The 14,444-nt window shown below is 68.0% G+C and carries 16 protein-coding genes and 1 tRNA gene; 11 read left to right on the top strand and 6 right to left on the bottom strand.

The features are described from left to right. The first annotated feature begins 30 nt into the window (after positions 1–30). Positions 31–1,206 (top strand): FAD-dependent monooxygenase, encoded by a 1,176-nt coding sequence (locus tag BMX57_RS01440; protein WP_092361799.1) that lies wholly within the window; start codon positions 31–33, stop codon positions 1,204–1,206. Positions 1,207–1,213: 7 nt separating this feature from the next. On the opposite strand, the gene xth is transcribed toward BMX57_RS01440, so the two are convergent. Beyond that, positions 1,214–2,020, bottom strand: coding sequence for an exodeoxyribonuclease III (xth, locus tag BMX57_RS01435; protein WP_092361797.1), 807 nt, complete (start codon positions 2,018–2,020; stop codon positions 1,214–1,216). A gap of 358 nt (positions 2,021–2,378) precedes the next feature. On the opposite strand from xth, the gene BMX57_RS01430 reads away from it, so the two are divergent. The 3 genes from BMX57_RS01430 to BMX57_RS01420 are packed head-to-tail and all read left to right on the top strand — an operon-like array spanning position 2,379 to position 4,678. Further along, positions 2,379–2,678: a DUF6749 family protein gene (locus tag BMX57_RS01430; protein WP_092361795.1), complete on the top strand. Its 300-nt coding sequence runs from the start codon at positions 2,379–2,381 to the stop codon at positions 2,676–2,678. A gap of 57 nt (positions 2,679–2,735) precedes the next feature. Further along, positions 2,736–3,812 carry a DUF6902 family protein gene (locus tag BMX57_RS01425; RefSeq protein ID WP_092361793.1) on the top strand — a complete coding sequence of 359 codons (1,077 nt, stop codon included), beginning with the start codon at positions 2,736–2,738 and terminating at the stop codon, positions 3,810–3,812. Beyond that, positions 3,809–4,678 carry a DMT family transporter gene (locus BMX57_RS01420; RefSeq protein ID WP_092361791.1) on the top strand — a complete coding sequence of 290 codons (870 nt, stop codon included), beginning with the start codon at positions 3,809–3,811 and terminating at the stop codon, positions 4,676–4,678. Before BMX57_RS01425 ends, BMX57_RS01420 begins: the two co-directional genes overlap by 4 nt. Positions 4,679–4,685: 7 nt before the next feature. Here the strand turns inward: BMX57_RS01420 and BMX57_RS01415 are convergent, their stop codons facing one another. Then, a complete protein-coding gene (locus tag BMX57_RS01415; protein WP_092361789.1) occupies positions 4,686–5,009 on the bottom strand; it encodes a HesB/IscA family protein in 324 nt (107 codons plus the stop codon). A gap of 76 nt (positions 5,010–5,085) precedes the next feature. Here BMX57_RS01415 and BMX57_RS01410 point away from each other — a divergent pair, with 76 nt between their 5' ends. The 7 genes from BMX57_RS01410 to BMX57_RS01380 all read left to right on the top strand — a co-directional run bounded on the left by BMX57_RS01410 (position 5,086) and on the right by BMX57_RS01380 (position 12,026). After that, entirely contained in the window at positions 5,086–6,243 is a 1,158-nt protein-coding gene (locus BMX57_RS01410; protein ID WP_092361787.1) for a deoxyguanosinetriphosphate triphosphohydrolase, read from the top strand. Between the two features lie 63 nt (positions 6,244–6,306). Beyond that, positions 6,307–8,052: an arginine--tRNA ligase gene (gene argS, locus BMX57_RS01405; protein WP_092361785.1), complete on the top strand. Its 1,746-nt coding sequence runs from the start codon at positions 6,307–6,309 to the stop codon at positions 8,050–8,052. A gap of 85 nt (positions 8,053–8,137) precedes the next feature. Then, positions 8,138–9,232: an SPOR domain-containing protein gene (locus BMX57_RS01400; protein WP_092361783.1), complete on the top strand. Its 1,095-nt coding sequence runs from the start codon at positions 8,138–8,140 to the stop codon at positions 9,230–9,232. Further along, positions 9,229–10,236, top strand: coding sequence for a beta-N-acetylhexosaminidase (gene nagZ / locus BMX57_RS01395; RefSeq protein ID WP_092361781.1), 1,008 nt, complete (start codon positions 9,229–9,231; stop codon positions 10,234–10,236). Before BMX57_RS01400 ends, nagZ begins: the two co-directional genes overlap by 4 nt. Continuing rightward, positions 10,226–11,020 (top strand): segregation and condensation protein A, encoded by a 795-nt coding sequence (locus tag BMX57_RS01390; protein ID WP_092361779.1) that lies wholly within the window; start codon positions 10,226–10,228, stop codon positions 11,018–11,020. The genes nagZ and BMX57_RS01390 overlap by 11 nt, the downstream gene beginning before the upstream one ends. Then, positions 11,013–11,672 (top strand): SMC-Scp complex subunit ScpB, encoded by a 660-nt coding sequence (gene scpB, locus BMX57_RS01385; protein WP_092361777.1) that lies wholly within the window; start codon positions 11,013–11,015, stop codon positions 11,670–11,672. The genes BMX57_RS01390 and scpB overlap by 8 nt, the downstream gene beginning before the upstream one ends. Positions 11,673–11,738: 66 nt before the next feature. Beyond that, positions 11,739–12,026: a hypothetical protein gene (locus BMX57_RS01380; protein ID WP_092361775.1), complete on the top strand. Its 288-nt coding sequence runs from the start codon at positions 11,739–11,741 to the stop codon at positions 12,024–12,026. Position 12,027: 1 nt separating this feature from the next. On the opposite strand, the gene BMX57_RS01375 is transcribed toward BMX57_RS01380, so the two are convergent. From BMX57_RS01375 to ihfA, 4 genes are all read right to left on the bottom strand, one after another. After that, a complete protein-coding gene (locus BMX57_RS01375; protein ID WP_092361773.1) occupies positions 12,028–13,107 on the bottom strand; it encodes a 2'-deoxycytidine 5'-triphosphate deaminase in 1,080 nt (359 codons plus the stop codon). Positions 13,108–13,165: 58 nt separating this feature from the next. After that, positions 13,166–13,242, bottom strand: a tRNA-Pro gene (locus BMX57_RS01370). A gap of 62 nt (positions 13,243–13,304) precedes the next feature. After that, entirely contained in the window at positions 13,305–14,039 is a 735-nt protein-coding gene (locus BMX57_RS01365) for a MerR family transcriptional regulator (RefSeq protein ID WP_092361771.1), read from the bottom strand. A gap of 11 nt (positions 14,040–14,050) precedes the next feature. Next, on the bottom strand, positions 14,051–14,356 hold the full coding sequence (gene ihfA / locus BMX57_RS01360) for an integration host factor subunit alpha (RefSeq protein ID WP_092361769.1): 306 nt from the start codon (positions 14,354–14,356) through the stop codon (positions 14,051–14,053). Positions 14,357–14,444 lie beyond the last annotated feature (88 nt).

Raw genomic sequence — 14,444 nt, 5'->3', positions numbered from 1 at the left:
TCCCGGCGTTCTTGAGTCCAAGGGAGCCGCATTGGGATGCGGGATCGCAAGGTCATCATCGTAGGCGCCGGGATCGGCGGGCTGACGGCGGCGCTCGCGCTGAAGGCGCGTGGCGCGGACGTCACCGTGCTGGAACAGGCCGACGCGATTCGCGAGGTCGGCGCCGGGTTGCAGATCAGCCCCAATGGCAGCGTCGTGCTGCAGGCGCTGGGTCTGGGCGACGCCCTGGCCAGGGCCGGGCTGGCCGCCCGTGCCGTCGTCCTGCGCGACTACCGCCGCTCGGGCGACGTGGTGCGCCTGGACCTGACACGCCACGCCGCCGAACACCCCTACCTCTTCGTGCACCGGGCCGACCTGATCGACCTGCTGGCACAGGCCGCGCGCGAGGTCGGAGTGCAACTGCGCCTGTTGCAGCGGGTGGACCGGGTGTCGGCCGATCCCGGCCCGGTGCTGCATACCGGCAGCGGCGCCCGCCTGCGCGCCGACCTGGTGGTCGGGGCGGACGGGGTGCATTCGCGTCTGCGGGCACTCCTGAACGGGCCCGAAGACCCGTTCTTCACCGGCCAGGTCGCCTGGCGGGCCACGGTGCCCAACCGCATGAACCACCCGCCCGAGGCGCAGCTTTACATGGGGCCCAAGCGGCATGTGGTCAGCTATCCGCTGCGCGGTGGCGATCTGGTGAATATCGTCGCGGTGCAGGAGCGGGCCGCCTGGGCCGCCGAGGGCTGGCACCATGCCGACGATCCGGCCAACCTGCGCGCCGCCTTCGCCGATTTCGCGGCCCCCGTGCGCGGCCTTCTGGCAGGGGTCGAGGAGGTCGGGCTGTGGGGCCTGTTCCGTCATCCCGTGGCGCAAAGCTGGCAGGGCCGTGGTGTGGCGCTGGTGGGCGACGCCGCCCATCCGACGCTGCCATTCCTGGCGCAGGGGGCCAACATGGCGCTCGAGGATGCCTGGGTTCTGGCCGATGCGCTGGACGGGGCGGCCAGTATCGAGGACGGCTTGGAGGCCTATCAGGCCCGGCGCCGCGCGCGCGCCTGCAAGGTGATCGCCGCGGCCAATGGCAATGCCTGGAAATACCACCTGCGCGGGCCGATCCGGGCGCCCGCGCATATGGCGATGCGGATGGCCGGCCGTCTGGCGCCTGAGCGGATGGTGCGCCAGTTCGACTGGCTCTATGCCCATGACGTGACGCGCAACGCCGGCTGAGCCGCGCTCAGACGTCCAGTTCGACCCAGACCGGCACGTGATCCGAGGGCTTTTCGCGCCCGCGGATCTCGGCGTCGATGCGGCAGTCGGTCAGCAGATCCGCCGCCTGCGGCGTCAGCAGGACATGATCGATCCGGATGCCGTCGTTGCGGTTCCACGCGCCGGCCTGGTAGTCCCAGAAAGAGTAATGGCCAGGCCCCTGGATGCGCGCGCGAAACGCCTCGGTATAGCCCAGGTTGACGATCCTGCGGAACGCGGCGCGGCTTTCGGGGCGGAACAGCGCGTCGTCGCGCCAGGCGTCCGGGCGCGCGGCATCCTCTTCCTGTGGGATGATGTTGTAGTCCCCGGCCATCAGGGCCGGTTCCTCGGCTGCCATCAGATCGGCGGCGCGCTGGCGCAGCCGCTCCATCCAGGCCAGCTTGTACGCATATTTACCGCCCGCGACCGGCTGGCCCGCGTCGTCGATCTCGACCGGGTTCCCATTGGGCAGGTACAGCCCGCAGATCCGCAGCGCGCGCTGCCCGACGACCGTCGCCTCGATCCAGCGCGCCTGTTCGTCGCCATCGTCGCAGGGCAGGCCGCGGCGGACATCCTCGAGCGGCAGCTTGGACAGGATGGCGACGCCGTTGAACCCCTTCTGCCCGTGGGTCTCGACGTTGTAGCCACGATCCTCGAACGGCTCACGCGGAAACCCGTCATCGACCGACTTGATCTCCTGCAGCAACACGACGTCCGGTGCGGCCTCGTCCAGCCAGTCGGTCAGCGCCTGGATCCGCGCCTTGATGCCGTTGATGTTGAAGCTTGCGATTTTCATGACGCCTCCCGTCCGGTCCCGGCCCAGTCTATCGCGCAGGCTGTTGGCGGGGGCAAGGCGCGAGCGCGACGGGCCGCGCGAATCTTCACTTGCGCGGCGACATGATTCTCCACAGTTTTGCCACATTTCGACGCCGCATCACCGGCCGAGAGCGGATTGCCCAAGTAATACAAGGGTGTGGATAAGAAAATTTATGCTGTTGATAAGGTTTCCGGCCGGAAAATCCCGCCTTGTTTCTGACACAATTCAGACTTGTGGATAACTGCCCGAAACTCAGCTTAAGCGGGAATATTTTTCTTGATGAGACCGCATAAGCTGCAAATCTGATCCGGCCAATCAACCGGAAAGGACAACGAAAATGGCGGCACTGAAGAAAGCAATCGATCAAAACGCCGGGCAGCCGGCAGTCGAAACCAGCCTGCTCGACGGCGGTCAAACCGGGCTCTGCTCGTCCTGGTCGCAGTCGAGCGGCGCGGATCTCATGGCGGGAGAGGCAACCGAGATGTTCTCGTCCTGGTCCGCTCCCGCCCGCGCCGAGACCTTTACCGGCGGCGCGACCGAGATGTTCTCCTCGTGGTCGGGCCCGTCGCTGCGCAGCGCGGCGATCGAGGGGGATGCGACCGAGATGTTCTCGTCCTGGTCCGGCCCGCGCGGCTGAGGACATGCGGTCGGGCGGCCCGATTGCCGCCCGGCCCGCAACAACGGAGAAAGAGCCATGTCCAACGTCATCCACCTGCCAAAGCCGGCGCGCGCGCGTCCCGGCGCCGAGAGCCTGGCCGCGCTGATCGACTGTTTCGCCCGCCACCGCCGGGTGACCGAGGACGTGTTCTGGCTCAAGGAAAACGCCGAGCTTCTGAACATTCTCGAATGCACCGGCACCGTTGTGCCCCAGGATGCTCTGGCGCCGCTCCGGGATTTCTATCAAACGCTCGAGCAGAGGCTGGGTTTCTTCCCGCAATACTATCGCTTCCTGCTGTCGGTCTGCCTGGATCTCGAGGATCTGGGCCTGCCGGGTGACAAGGGGGAAGCCTTGGCGCATTGGGCGGCGCGCGAGGGGCTGGCTGACGCCGAGATGTCGGACCTGCAGCGCGCCGAGGCGCGGCGGCTGATGCTCCGGCGCGGGATCGACCCGCTGCCCGAGGACACCGGGCTGACCGAGCGGCTGCATGCTTTCATCGACCGCAGCGAGACCTTTGCGATGCCCAATCGCAAGGCCGCCTACGAGCTGACCCATATCGTGTTCTACCTGTCGGAATACGGCCGCCGCGATCCCGGCCTGTCGCCCGCGGCGCTGCGCAGCCTCGATCATGCCGGCGTGCTGGCCCTGCTGGATGGCGATTGCGACCTGCTGGCCGAGATCTGCATCGCGCTGCGCTACGCCAGCGCCTCGGCGCCCGCCGTCTGGGAGGACGCGGTGCGCCGCAGCCTCGGCCGGTTCACCATCGCGGCCGGACCGCACGCGGCCAGCCAGGACGATTACCACCAGTTCTTCGTCGGCAATTGGGCCGGAGCGGTTTCCGGTGGAGCGGCCTTTGGCACGCCGTTGCACCGGGGGCGGATGGGATTTCACCTGGAGGATCAAGGGCCAAGACCCCTGCGCCGGATCTCGCAGACGCTCTATGCCCTGGGCGACGCGCGGCGCGGCGACTGGGTGGCGCTGCGGCCCCGCATCTTCGCGGCGCTGGACGAGGGCGAGCAAGCCGTCCTGTCCGAGGCCGAGGCCAGCACCGGGCAGTTCGACACCTTCTTTGCCGGCTTCGCGCGCACCCAGCTCTGCGGGGTGGACCTGTGAACCCGGTCCTGGCCGGGGTGGCGCTGGTGGTGGCCTATACCGGCCTGATCTCGGCTGCGGACACGATCACCAAGCTGATCGCCGGCGGCTATGCGGCGGCACAGCTCTTTGCGCTGTCCGGGGCAGGGGTGGCGGCGATGTGCCTTGTCGGCGGGCAGGGGCTGCGCACCTCGTGCCCGCGCGCCATGGCGCTGCGGTCGGCGGCGACGGTGCTGGCGGCGATCTGTTTCTTCTACGGGTTCCGCGACCTTCCGCTGGCCGAGATGTTCCTGTTCATCGGCCTGATGCCGATCCTGGCCGCGCTGATGTCGGGGCCGGTCCTGAACGAGGCGGTGCGGCCCACGGCCTGGATTGCGATGCTGGCGGGGTTCACTGGCGTTCTGGCCCTGTTTCCCGGCGGCCTGCAGGCGATCGGGGTGGGGCATCTCTGGGCGTTGGCGGCAACCGGGGTCGGCACCGTCTCGATGGTACTGGCGCGCTATATCGGCCGGCATGAACGCAACGCACTGGCGCAGGTGTTCTATCCCAACCTCGCGCTGGCGATCACGATGGGCGTGGCGCTGCCCTTCGTCTGGCGCCCGATGCCCGCGGCCGACCTGTCGCTCGTCGCGCTTTATGCGCTGCTGCTCTTCGGCGCGCGCTGGCTGGTGGTGATCGCCCTGCGTTGCCTGGCGGCCCATGTGGTCCTGCCGCTGATGGGGCTGCAGTTTTTCTGGATGGCCGGGTTCGGGGCGTGGGTCTTCGGGCAATGGCCCTCGGCGCAGACGCTGCTGGGCACGGCGATGGTGATCGGCTCGGGGCTGGTCCTGGTCTGGGACGAGATCGCGCCGCGGGCGGGAACCGCGCGGCTGCGCACCGATCCCTAGGCCGCGGTCACATCGAAAAAGACGTGCCGCAGCCGCAGGACGAGGCCGCGTTGGGGTTGTCGATGACGAAACGCGCGCCGATCAGTTCCTCGGAAAAGTCGATGACGGCATTCTCCAGAAACGGCAGCGACACGTTGTCGACCACCACTTTCTGCCCGTTACCCTCCAGCACCAGGTCGTCCTCGGCCGGATCGTCCAGCGCGATCTCGTACTGGAACCCCGAGCATCCGCCGCCCTCGACGGCGACGCGCAGGGCCTTGCCCTGATCGGCGGCGCCGATCTCGGCCAGGCGTTCGAATGCGCGGTCGGTGACCTTGGGGGGCAGGTTCATTATGTCTCTCTCGTGGTTTGCGTCTTCCGTCCCGCATATATAGAAGGCACCGGGACGGGCGACAAGGACAGCAGCCGTGCAAAGAGCAGCCTATGCCTCGGATCCGGGGCGCGCGCGCGGGCGGCGCGTGGCCGAGGAGGAAAGCAGTTTCCGCTCGTGTTTCCAGCGCGACCGCGACCGGATCATCCATGCCAGCGCCTTTCGCCGGCTCAAGCACAAGACCCAGGTCTTCGTGGAACACGAGGGCGACAATTACCGCACCCGCCTGACCCATTCCATCGAGGTGGCGCAGGTGGCGCGCACGATTGCCGGGGCGCTGGGGCTGAACGAGGAGCTGACCGAGGCGGTCGCGCTGGCGCATGACCTGGGCCACACGCCGTTCGGCCATACCGGCGAGGATGCGCTGCACGCGCTGATGGCGCCCTATGGCGGGTTCGACCACAACGCCCAGGCCATCCGCATCGTCACGCGGCTGGAGCGGCACTATGCCCGGTTCGATGGGTTGAACCTGACCTGGGAAACCCTTGAAGCGATTGCAAAACACAACGGGCCAGTTCTGGGCGAACTGCCCTGGGCGCTGGCCGAGTGCAATACCGAGATCGACCTGGAACTGCACAGCCATGCCAGCGCCGAGGCGCAGGTGGCGGCGCTGTCGGACGACATCGCCTACAACAACCACGACCTGCATGACGGTCTGCGCGCGGGCCTGTTCACCGATGACGAGATCGCCGCGCTGCCCATCGTCGGTGACTGCTATGCCGAGGTCGACCGGCTGTTCCCCGGTCTCGACGGCTACCGGCGGCGGCACGAGGCGCTGCGCCGGGTGTTCGGGGTGATGGTCTCGGACGTGATCGAGACGGCGCGCCGCCTGCTGGCCGCGTCCGAGGCCCGCAATGTCGAGGAGATCCGCGCGCTTGGGCGTCCGGTGGTGGCATTTTCCGATGCGCTCTGGCCCCGGCTCAAGGAGATCCGCGCCTTTTTGTTCACCCGCATGTATCGCGCCCCGCGGGTGATGGAGAAGCGCGCGCAGGTGAGCCGCGTGGTGCGCGAGCTGTTCCCGATCTACCTCAACGACCCGCGCCAGATGCCGCGCCACTGGCACCGCGACATCGAGGCCGCCGGGGACGAGACCGCGCTGGCGCGGATCGTGTCGGACTACGTCGCCGGCATGACCGACCGCTTTGCCCTGCAGGACCATGCCCGGCTGACAGGCTCGGATCCGCACCGGGTCTGAGGGGCGCGCATTGACCCTGCCGATCGCCGTGGTAAACCGCGCGCAAGCAACAAGGACATCGTGATGAACCTGTTTTCCGAGATCCGCGATCTGGTGCTCGACGCATTGGCCCAGATGCAGGACGAGGGCGCGCTGCCCGCCGATCTGAGCTTTGACAACGTGACGGTCGAGCCGCCGCGCGACCCGGCGCATGGCGACATGGCGACCAACGCGGCGATGGTGCTTGCCAAGCCCGCGGGCCGGAAACCGCGCGAGATCGCCGAGGCGTTGGCCGGCAAGCTGGGCGCGGATGCGCGCATCACCTCGGCCGAGGTCGCCGGGCCGGGCTTTCTCAACCTCCGGCTGGCGGCGTCGGTCTGGCAGGGGATCGTCGGCACGATCCTTGAGCGCGGCACCGATTACGGCCGCTCGGAGATGGGGCGGGGGAAACGGGTCAACGTCGAATATGTCTCGACCAACCCCACCGGGCCGGTGCATGTGGGCCATACCCGCGGCGCGGTGTTCGGCGACACGCTGGCCAGCCTGCTGGACTATGCCGGATACGAGGTCACGCGCGAATACTACATCAACGACGGCGGCGCGCAGGTGGATGTGCTCGCCCGGTCGGTCTACCTGCGCTATCTCGAGGCGCATGGGCGCGAGGTCGCGTTCGAGGACGGCACCTATCCCGGCGACTACCTGGTTCCGGTGGGCCAGGCGCTCAAGGACAAGGTCGGCGACGCCTATGTCGGCAAGGGCGAAGAGGTCTGGCTGGACGAGGTGCGCGCGCTTGCCACCGACGCGATGATGGACCTGATCCGCGAGGACCTGTCGCTGCTCGGTGTGCGGATGGACCGCTTTTTCAGCGAGAAGTCGCTCTACGGCACGGGCAAGATCGAGGCGGCGATCAAGGATCTCGACGACAAGGGCCTGATCTATCGCGGCACACTGGAGCCGCCCAAGGGCAAGACCCCCGAGGACTGGGAGCCGCGCGAGCAGACGCTGTTCCGCTCGACCGCGCATGGCGACGACGTGGACCGGCCGATCATGAAATCCGACGGCAGCTGGACTTATTTCGCGCCCGACATCGCCTATCACTATGACAAGATCAGCCGTGGCTATGACCTGCTGATCGACGTGTTCGGCGCCGACCACGGCGGCTATGTCAAGCGGATGAAGGCGGCGGTCTCGGCGCTGTCGGACGGCAATGTGCCGCTCGACATCAAGCTGACCCAGCTGGTCAAGCTGTGGAAGAATGGCGAGCCGTTCAAGATGTCCAAGCGGGCGGGCACCTTCGTCACCCTGCGCGACGTGGTCGAGCAGGTGGGCCCGGACGTGACCCGCTTCGTCATGCTGACCCGCAAGAACGACGCGCCGCTCGACTTCGATTTCGACAAGGTGCTGGAACAGAGCCGCGAGAACCCGGTCTTTTACGTGCAATACGCCCATGCCCGGGTGATGAGCGTGTTGCGCAAGGCGGGTGACGGCGGCATCGACACCGGCGACGCGACGCTGGCCGGGGCGGATCTTTCGGTGCTGGCGCACGAGGCCGAATTGGCGCTGGCGCGCAAGCTGGCGGAATGGCCACGCCTGGTCGAGATCGCCGCGCGCAGCAACGAGCCGCACAGGGTCGCGCTCTATCTCTATGAATTGGCAGGTGAATTCCATGCGCTGTGGAACCGCGGAAACGACGATCCGTCGCTGCGTTTCCTGCAGGATGGCGATGCCGCCACAAGCCAGGCAAAAATCGCTTTGGCCCGGTCCGTGGCCGTTGTGATTTCGGCAGGTCTTGATATCTTGGGCGTGAAGCCGGCGCAGGAGATGCGGTAGAAAACCGCCAGAACGCCGGTCCGAGGCAGCAACGACAAGTACCTGAGCGCGGGCACCGCCCCGTGCGACGGGCAGTGAGGCGGACATGGCGAACAGTTACGACCACGGTCACGTGCACCCCCAACACGTGCAGTATTCTCTCTCGGCGCATCAATATGCGCCCGAGGCCGATTTCCATCCCGGCTATGATGACGACGACATGGCGCGGCCCGCCGGGCTGGGCCGGTTGCTCAGCCTTCTGGGCGCGGCGGGGTCGCTGGCCCTGGTGGTGGGCGTCGGGGTCTGGGGCTACAAGCTGGTGATGCGCGACGTGAGCGGTGTTCCGGTGGTCCGCGCGTTGGAAGGTCCGATGCGGGTGCAGCCCGACAACCCCGGCGGGGAACGCGCCGATCACCAGGGGCTGGCGGTCAACACCGTCGCCGCCAAGGGCACCGCCGCGCCGCCGCCCGACCGGCTGAAGCTGGCGCCGCAACCGGTCTCCCTGATCGAAGAGGACGCGCCGATGGGCGAGATGGCGGCGGATGCCGCCGAGCCTGCGGTCCACACGGCACAGGCCAGTGCGGCCGACGAGACCGCCGACGATGCCGTGCAGGACGGATCCGTTGACGCCCTGGTGCAGGAACTGGCCCGCCAGGCCCGGCCCTTGCCGGAGAATGCGGTGCAGACCGGCGACATCCCGACGGCCCAGCCCGCCGCCGCGATTGTGCAGCCCGAACCGCTGCCGGCGATCGACCCGGCCGACCTGATGGCCGCGGCCCCCGATCCCGCGCTGCTGGAGGCGCCGGGCGTGAAGCAGTCGCCGCGGCCGCAACCGCGCCCCGCACGCACCGTGCGCGCCGCGCCTGAGCCTGATGCCGACCTGGCCGAGGCGATCAACGCCGCCGTTGAATCCGCCGCCGCGCTGGATGTCGATCCCGAGGCGATCCCCGACGGCACGCGCATGGCGCAGCTGGGCGCCTTCGACAGCCCCGAGGTGGCGCGCGCCGAATGGGAGCGCCTGACCGGCCAGTTCGGCGACTACCTCGATGGCAAGCAGCGCGTGGTGCAGAAGGCCACCAGCGGCGGGCGCACCTTCTATCGCCTTCGGGCGATGGGATTCGATGACCTGAGCGATGCGCGCCGCTTCTGTTCGGCGCTGAACGCCGAGGACGCAGACTGCATCCCGGCGATCGCGCGGTGAGCTTCGGGGCCACGATCCTCGACGCCGAAGGGCTGCGCCTGACGCCCGAGGAGAAGGCCCTGTTCCGCGATACCGACCCGTTCGGTTTCATCCTGTTTGCGCGCAACATCGACAGCGCCGACCAGGTGCGCGCGCTCTGCGGCGATTTCCGCGAGGCGGTGGGGCGCGATTGCCCTGTGACCATCGACCAGGAGGGCGGCCGGGTGCAGCGCCTGCGCGCGCCGCTGGCTCGGGAATGGCTGCCGCCTCTGGATCACGCACGCCAGGCCGGGGCGGGCGCCGCCCGCGCGATGTACCTGCGCTATCGCCTGATTGCCGACGAGCTGCGCGCGCTCGGCATCGACAGCAATTGCGCCCCTTTGGCGGATGTCGCGCTGCCGCAGACCCATGCGTTCCTGCGCAACCGCTGCTATGCCTCGCAGCCCGAAGCGGTGGCCGAGATCGCCCGGGCCGTGGCGCAGGGGCTGCTGGACGGCGGTGTGCTGCCGGTGGCCAAGCATCTGCCGGGTCATGGCCGCGCGACGCTGGACACCCATCACGAGCTGCCGGTGGTGGGCAGCGACCTGCCCGAGCTGAAAGCCTGCGATTTCGCGCCCTTCGCGGCGCTTTCCGACCTGCCGATGGGCATGTCCGCGCATGTTGTCTTTGCGGCGGTCGATGATCGGCCGGCCACCCTGTCGCCGCCGGTGATCCGGCTGATCCGCGAGGGGATCGGCTTCGACGGGCTGCTGATGACCGACGATATCTCGATGAAGGCGCTCAGCGGATCCCCCGCCGAGATCGCGCGCGACGCAATCGGGGCCGGCTGCGATGTCGTGCTCTTCTGCAACGCGCCGCTGGCCGAGCGGGCGGCGGTGGCCGAAGCGGCCGGCGAAATGGCCGCGGCAGCGCAGGCCCGGGCCGAGCGGGCGCTCGCGGCGCGCCAGGCACCGGCTGCGCTTGACATCGAGGCCGCCGAGGCGGAACTATCCGGCCTGATGAACGGTCGGGACTATGACGGATAACCTTTTCAGCGAGGATCGGGACACGGTCGCAGACCGCCTGGCCGCCGAGTCTCTGATCGTCGACGTGGACGGCTTCGAGGGGCCTCTGGACGCCCTGCTGACCCTGGCGCGTACGCAGAAGGTGGATCTGCGCAAGATCTCTGTGCTGCAACTGGCCAGGCAATACCTGGAATTCGTGGAACGCGCCAAGGCACTGCGGATCGAGCTGGCGGCGGATTACCTGGTCATGGCGGCCTGGCTGGCCTTTCTCAAGTCGCGGCTGCTGCTGCCCCCGGACCCCGAGGAAGAGGGGCCATCGGGCGAGGAGTTGGCCGCGCATCTGGCGTTTCAGCTGGAACGCCTGCAGGCGATGCGCGATGCCGCGGCCCGGCTGATGGCGCGCGACCAGCTGGGGCGCGATTTCTTCGCCCGGGGACAGGCCGAGGACGTGGCGCGGATCAAGACCGTGACCTACAGCGCAACGCTGCTGGACCTGATGCAGGCCTATGCGCGCATCCGCACCCGCGACGAGTTCCGCCCCTATGTGATGGACCGCGACCACGTGTTCACGATGGAGCAGGCCTTGGACCGGATGCGCGGGCTGATCGGATTCGCCGGCAGCTGGACCGACATCGTAAGCTACATGCCCGACGGCTGGCACGCCGACCCGATGCGCCGCCGCTCGGCCACGGCGTCGACCTTCGCGGCCTCGCTGGAACTGGTCAAGGAAGGCCAGCTGGAAATCCGCCAGACCGAAACATTCGCCCCGATCCACGTGCGCAGGAGGACGGACAAGAGTGACTGAAGACCCCCGCGACGAGACCCCGCCGGACAGCCTGTTCGAGGCGCCGCCGCTGGCCGAGCAGGAACGCATGGTCGAGGCGGTGCTCTTTGCCAGCGCCGATCCGGTGAGCGTGCGCGACCTCGAAGCCCGGATGCCGCATGGATCGGACCCGGTGCAGGCGCTGGAGCTGCTGCGCCGCCGCTACGAGGGGCGCGGTGTGCGGGTCGTGCAGGTGGGCGAGGCCTGGGCAATCCGCACCGCGCCCGAACTGGGGTTCCTGATGCAGAAGGAAACCGTCGAGACCCGCAAGCTGAGCCGTGCGGCGATCGAGACGCTGGCCATCGTGTCCTATCACCAGCCCTGCACCCGCGCCGAGATCGAGGAGATCCGCGGCGTCTCGGTCAGTCGCGGCACCATCGACCAGCTGCTGGAGATGGACTGGATCCGGCTGGGCCGCCGGCGGATGACACCGGGCCGTCCGGTGACCTTCGTGGTGACGCCGCAATTCCTCGATCATTTCGGGCTGGAAAGCGCCCGCGACCTGCCGGGGCTCAAGGAGCTGCGCGCCGCGGGCCTGCTGGAGAACCGGCCGCCGCCCGGCGCCATGCCGATGGGCGAGGAACAGTCCGGCGAGGATGATGATCAGAGCGAACTCTTCGAGGAGGAGGAGTGAGCCCCGGCCGATGAAATCGGCGCGGGTGTGGCCTATATCCGACACGAGCAGAGCGGAGGTGAGCAGATGAACGGAAACCAGATCATGAACATGATCATGCGCGCCGTGACCCGGCGGGTGGTCAATTCCGGGTTGAATGCGGGCATCGACGCGGCCGGCAAGCTGGGCAAGTCCCGCAAGCAGAAAACCGACCCGGCCCAGGCGCCCGCCGAGGTCGATCCAGCGCCAAAGGCCGCCGAGTCAGAGGCGGCGACGCAGACACCCGCCGAAGCGGATGCCGAACGTCAGCGCAGGCGCGAACGCCGGCAGGCGCGGCGCGCCCGGCGCGAGAAACGGCAGGCGGGAAAGCAGTAGGTCAGGACGCCGCCCGGAAATGCTTTGACAGCTTCAGGCCCTGGCCCTGGTAGTTCGAGGCGATGCCGGCGCCATAGAGCTGCGTCGGCCGCTCGGCCATCCGCTCATAGACCAGCCGCCCGACCACCTGGCCATGCTCCAGCACGAAGGGCGCCTCGTGGCAGCGCACTTCCAGAACGCCGCGTGATCCCGCCCCGCCGGCCCCGGCATGGCCGAAGCCGGGATCGAAGAACCCCGCGTAATGCACCCGGAACTCGCCCACCATCGCCAGGTAGGGCGCCATCTCGGCGGCATAGAGCGGCGGGATATGCACCGCCTCGCGACTGACGAGAATGTAGAACGCGCCGGGGTCCAGGATGATCCGCCCCTCGGTCGTGCGCACCTCTTCCCAGTATTCGGCCGGATCATAGCCGCCGATGCGGTCCAGATCGATCAGCCCGGTATGCGGCTTGGCGCGATAGCCCACCAGATCGCTGTCGGGCAGGCGCAGGTCGACCGAAAAGCCCAGCCCGTCCTGGATCACGGCAGGGCCGTCCACCAGAGGGCTGTCGGCGTGCAGGCGGGTCAGGTCGGCGTCGGAAAGCACTGCCTGGCCGCTGCGGAACCGGATCTGGTTGAGCCGCATGCCCGGCCGGACCAGGACCGAGAAGGACCGCGGACAGATCTCGGCATAGAGCGGGCCGGCATAGCCTTCGGGTACGCGGTCGAACTCGGCGCCGCCATCGGTGATCATGCGGGTGAGCAGGTCCAGCCGCCCGGTCGAGCTCTTGGCGTTGGCCACTGCCGAACAGCCATCGGGCAGGGCCAGCGATTCCATCAGCGGCACCAGGTAGACGCAACCCTTTTCCAGAACCGCACCGCCTTCCAGCTCGATCCGGTGCATCTCGAACTCGGCCAGCCGTTGCGCGACGGTGGCGCCGTCACCGGCCAGGAAGGACGCGCGCACCCGGTAGGCGACGGTGCCCAGCCGCAGGTCGAGGCTGGCGGGCTGGACCTGTTCGGGCAGAACCGGTCGGGACGCGGTGATCGCGCCTGCGGCGATCATCGCCTCGATCTGCTGATTGGGACAAACACCGGTCATGCGGGTTCCTCGCCGATCCGGCGGGTCTTGCTTGCCGGGCTGAAACGTCGGTGTGATTTGGTCGGGCTAGCAGGACTCGAACCTGCGACCTTCCGTCCCCCAGACGGACGCGCTACCAGGCTGCGCCATAGCCCGACGTTGGGCCGTTCATAACGGTTTTGGGGACAGGGGCAAGGGGGAATCATTGCCTTTTTCGCTTAGCCGGCGGACCCGATGTCCTGCTGGTCGAGCCAGTTTCGCAGCGCTGCGGCAAGCGGTGCGATCCGCTGCGCGCGGGCCGCGTTCAAGCGGTCGAGACCGGCCAGATGCGACAGCGCGCCTGGGGCGGCGCGGATGTCGGCCTCAGCCGGGGGATCGGGCAGGTCGATGACGCGCGGGCGTGGCGGCGGTGTCGCGTCCTCTGGTGTCGCCGTGTCGGCCGGCGTCTCCGGCGACTCGACCTCAGGTTCGTCCCGGTCCGACGCGATGCGGTCCTGCGATGATCCGGCAGTCTGGGCCGTGGCCGGGGTCTCGCCGCTCTCCACCTCTTCCGTCGCGGTCAGGTCGATCACGCTGCCCGTATCCGCCGCGTCGCCCAGGCGGTCGCCCTGGATTGGCATGCGGTCCTTGAACTGGATCACGGTGCCGCCCGGGACAAGATCGTCGCCGGCGCTTTCCTCGAGCGATTGCGAGACCGATTGCACATGGGCAATCCCTTGTTCGCGGAGGATTTTCTGCACACCCTTGATGGTCAGCCCGTCATCATGCAGCATCTTCTTGATGCCGCCGATCAACAGCATGTCGTTGGGGCGGTAATACCGGCGACCGCCGGCACGCTTGACCGGGCGGATCTGGCTGAACTTGCTTTCCCAGAACCGCAGCACATGGGCCTGCACCCCCAACCATTCCGCAACTTCGCTGATGGTGCGAAACGCGTCAGGAGATTTGCTCATGCCCGTGCGTCCTAGCTCTTGCGGTTGCCGGCGGCGACCCGGTCTTTCATCAGGTGGGACGGGCGGAATGTCAGAACCCGGCGCGGCTGGATCGGCACCTCTTCGCCGGTCTTGGGATTGCGGCCGATGCGGGCCGATTTCTCACGCACGCTGAAGGTGCCGAAGGACGAGATCTTGACCTGCTCGCCACGCACCAGCGCGTCGGACATATGGTTCAGCATCGTCTCGACGAGCTGCGCACTTTCGTTGCGGGACAGGCCGACTTCGCGGAAGACGGCCTCGCTCAGATCCATGCGCGTCAGTGTCTTGTGGCCCATGCCAACCCCCTGTGATGTGGGGAGAGCATAGGGTGAGGTGAATTTCCCTGTCAATATCAATGAATTGCAGCCGCTTGGTTAAGCCGGA

This window comes from Cribrihabitans marinus, from assembly GCF_900109035.1.
Classification (GTDB): Bacteria; Pseudomonadota; Alphaproteobacteria; order Rhodobacterales; family Rhodobacteraceae; genus Cribrihabitans; species Cribrihabitans marinus.
Note: the sequence above shows the minus strand (reverse complement) of the source record. Positions and strands in the feature narration are given on the sequence as shown.

What these genes read in the sequence shown, in the direction of transcription:
- xth (WP_092361797.1), bottom strand. Translation starts at nt 2,020, where the DNA reads ATGAAAATCGCAAGCTTCAACATCAACGGCATCAAGGCGCGGATCCAG.
- BMX57_RS01430 (WP_092361795.1), top strand. Translation starts at nt 2,379, where the DNA reads ATGGCGGCACTGAAGAAAGCAATCGATCAAAACGCCGGGCAGCCGGCA.
- BMX57_RS01425 (WP_092361793.1), top strand. Translation starts at nt 2,736, where the DNA reads ATGTCCAACGTCATCCACCTGCCAAAGCCGGCGCGCGCGCGTCCCGGC.
- BMX57_RS01415 (WP_092361789.1), bottom strand. Translation starts at nt 5,009, where the DNA reads ATGAACCTGCCCCCCAAGGTCACCGACCGCGCATTCGAACGCCTGGCC.
- argS (WP_092361785.1), top strand. Translation starts at nt 6,307, where the DNA reads ATGAACCTGTTTTCCGAGATCCGCGATCTGGTGCTCGACGCATTGGCC.
- BMX57_RS01400 (WP_092361783.1), top strand. Translation starts at nt 8,138, where the DNA reads ATGGCGAACAGTTACGACCACGGTCACGTGCACCCCCAACACGTGCAG.
- BMX57_RS01390 (WP_092361779.1), top strand. Translation starts at nt 10,226, where the DNA reads ATGACGGATAACCTTTTCAGCGAGGATCGGGACACGGTCGCAGACCGC.
- BMX57_RS01380 (WP_092361775.1), top strand. Translation starts at nt 11,739, where the DNA reads ATGAACGGAAACCAGATCATGAACATGATCATGCGCGCCGTGACCCGG.
- BMX57_RS01375 (WP_092361773.1), bottom strand. Translation starts at nt 13,107, where the DNA reads ATGACCGGTGTTTGTCCCAATCAGCAGATCGAGGCGATGATCGCCGCA.
- BMX57_RS01365 (WP_092361771.1), bottom strand. Translation starts at nt 14,039, where the DNA reads ATGAGCAAATCTCCTGACGCGTTTCGCACCATCAGCGAAGTTGCGGAA.
- ihfA (WP_092361769.1), bottom strand. Translation starts at nt 14,356, where the DNA reads ATGGGCCACAAGACACTGACGCGCATGGATCTGAGCGAGGCCGTCTTC.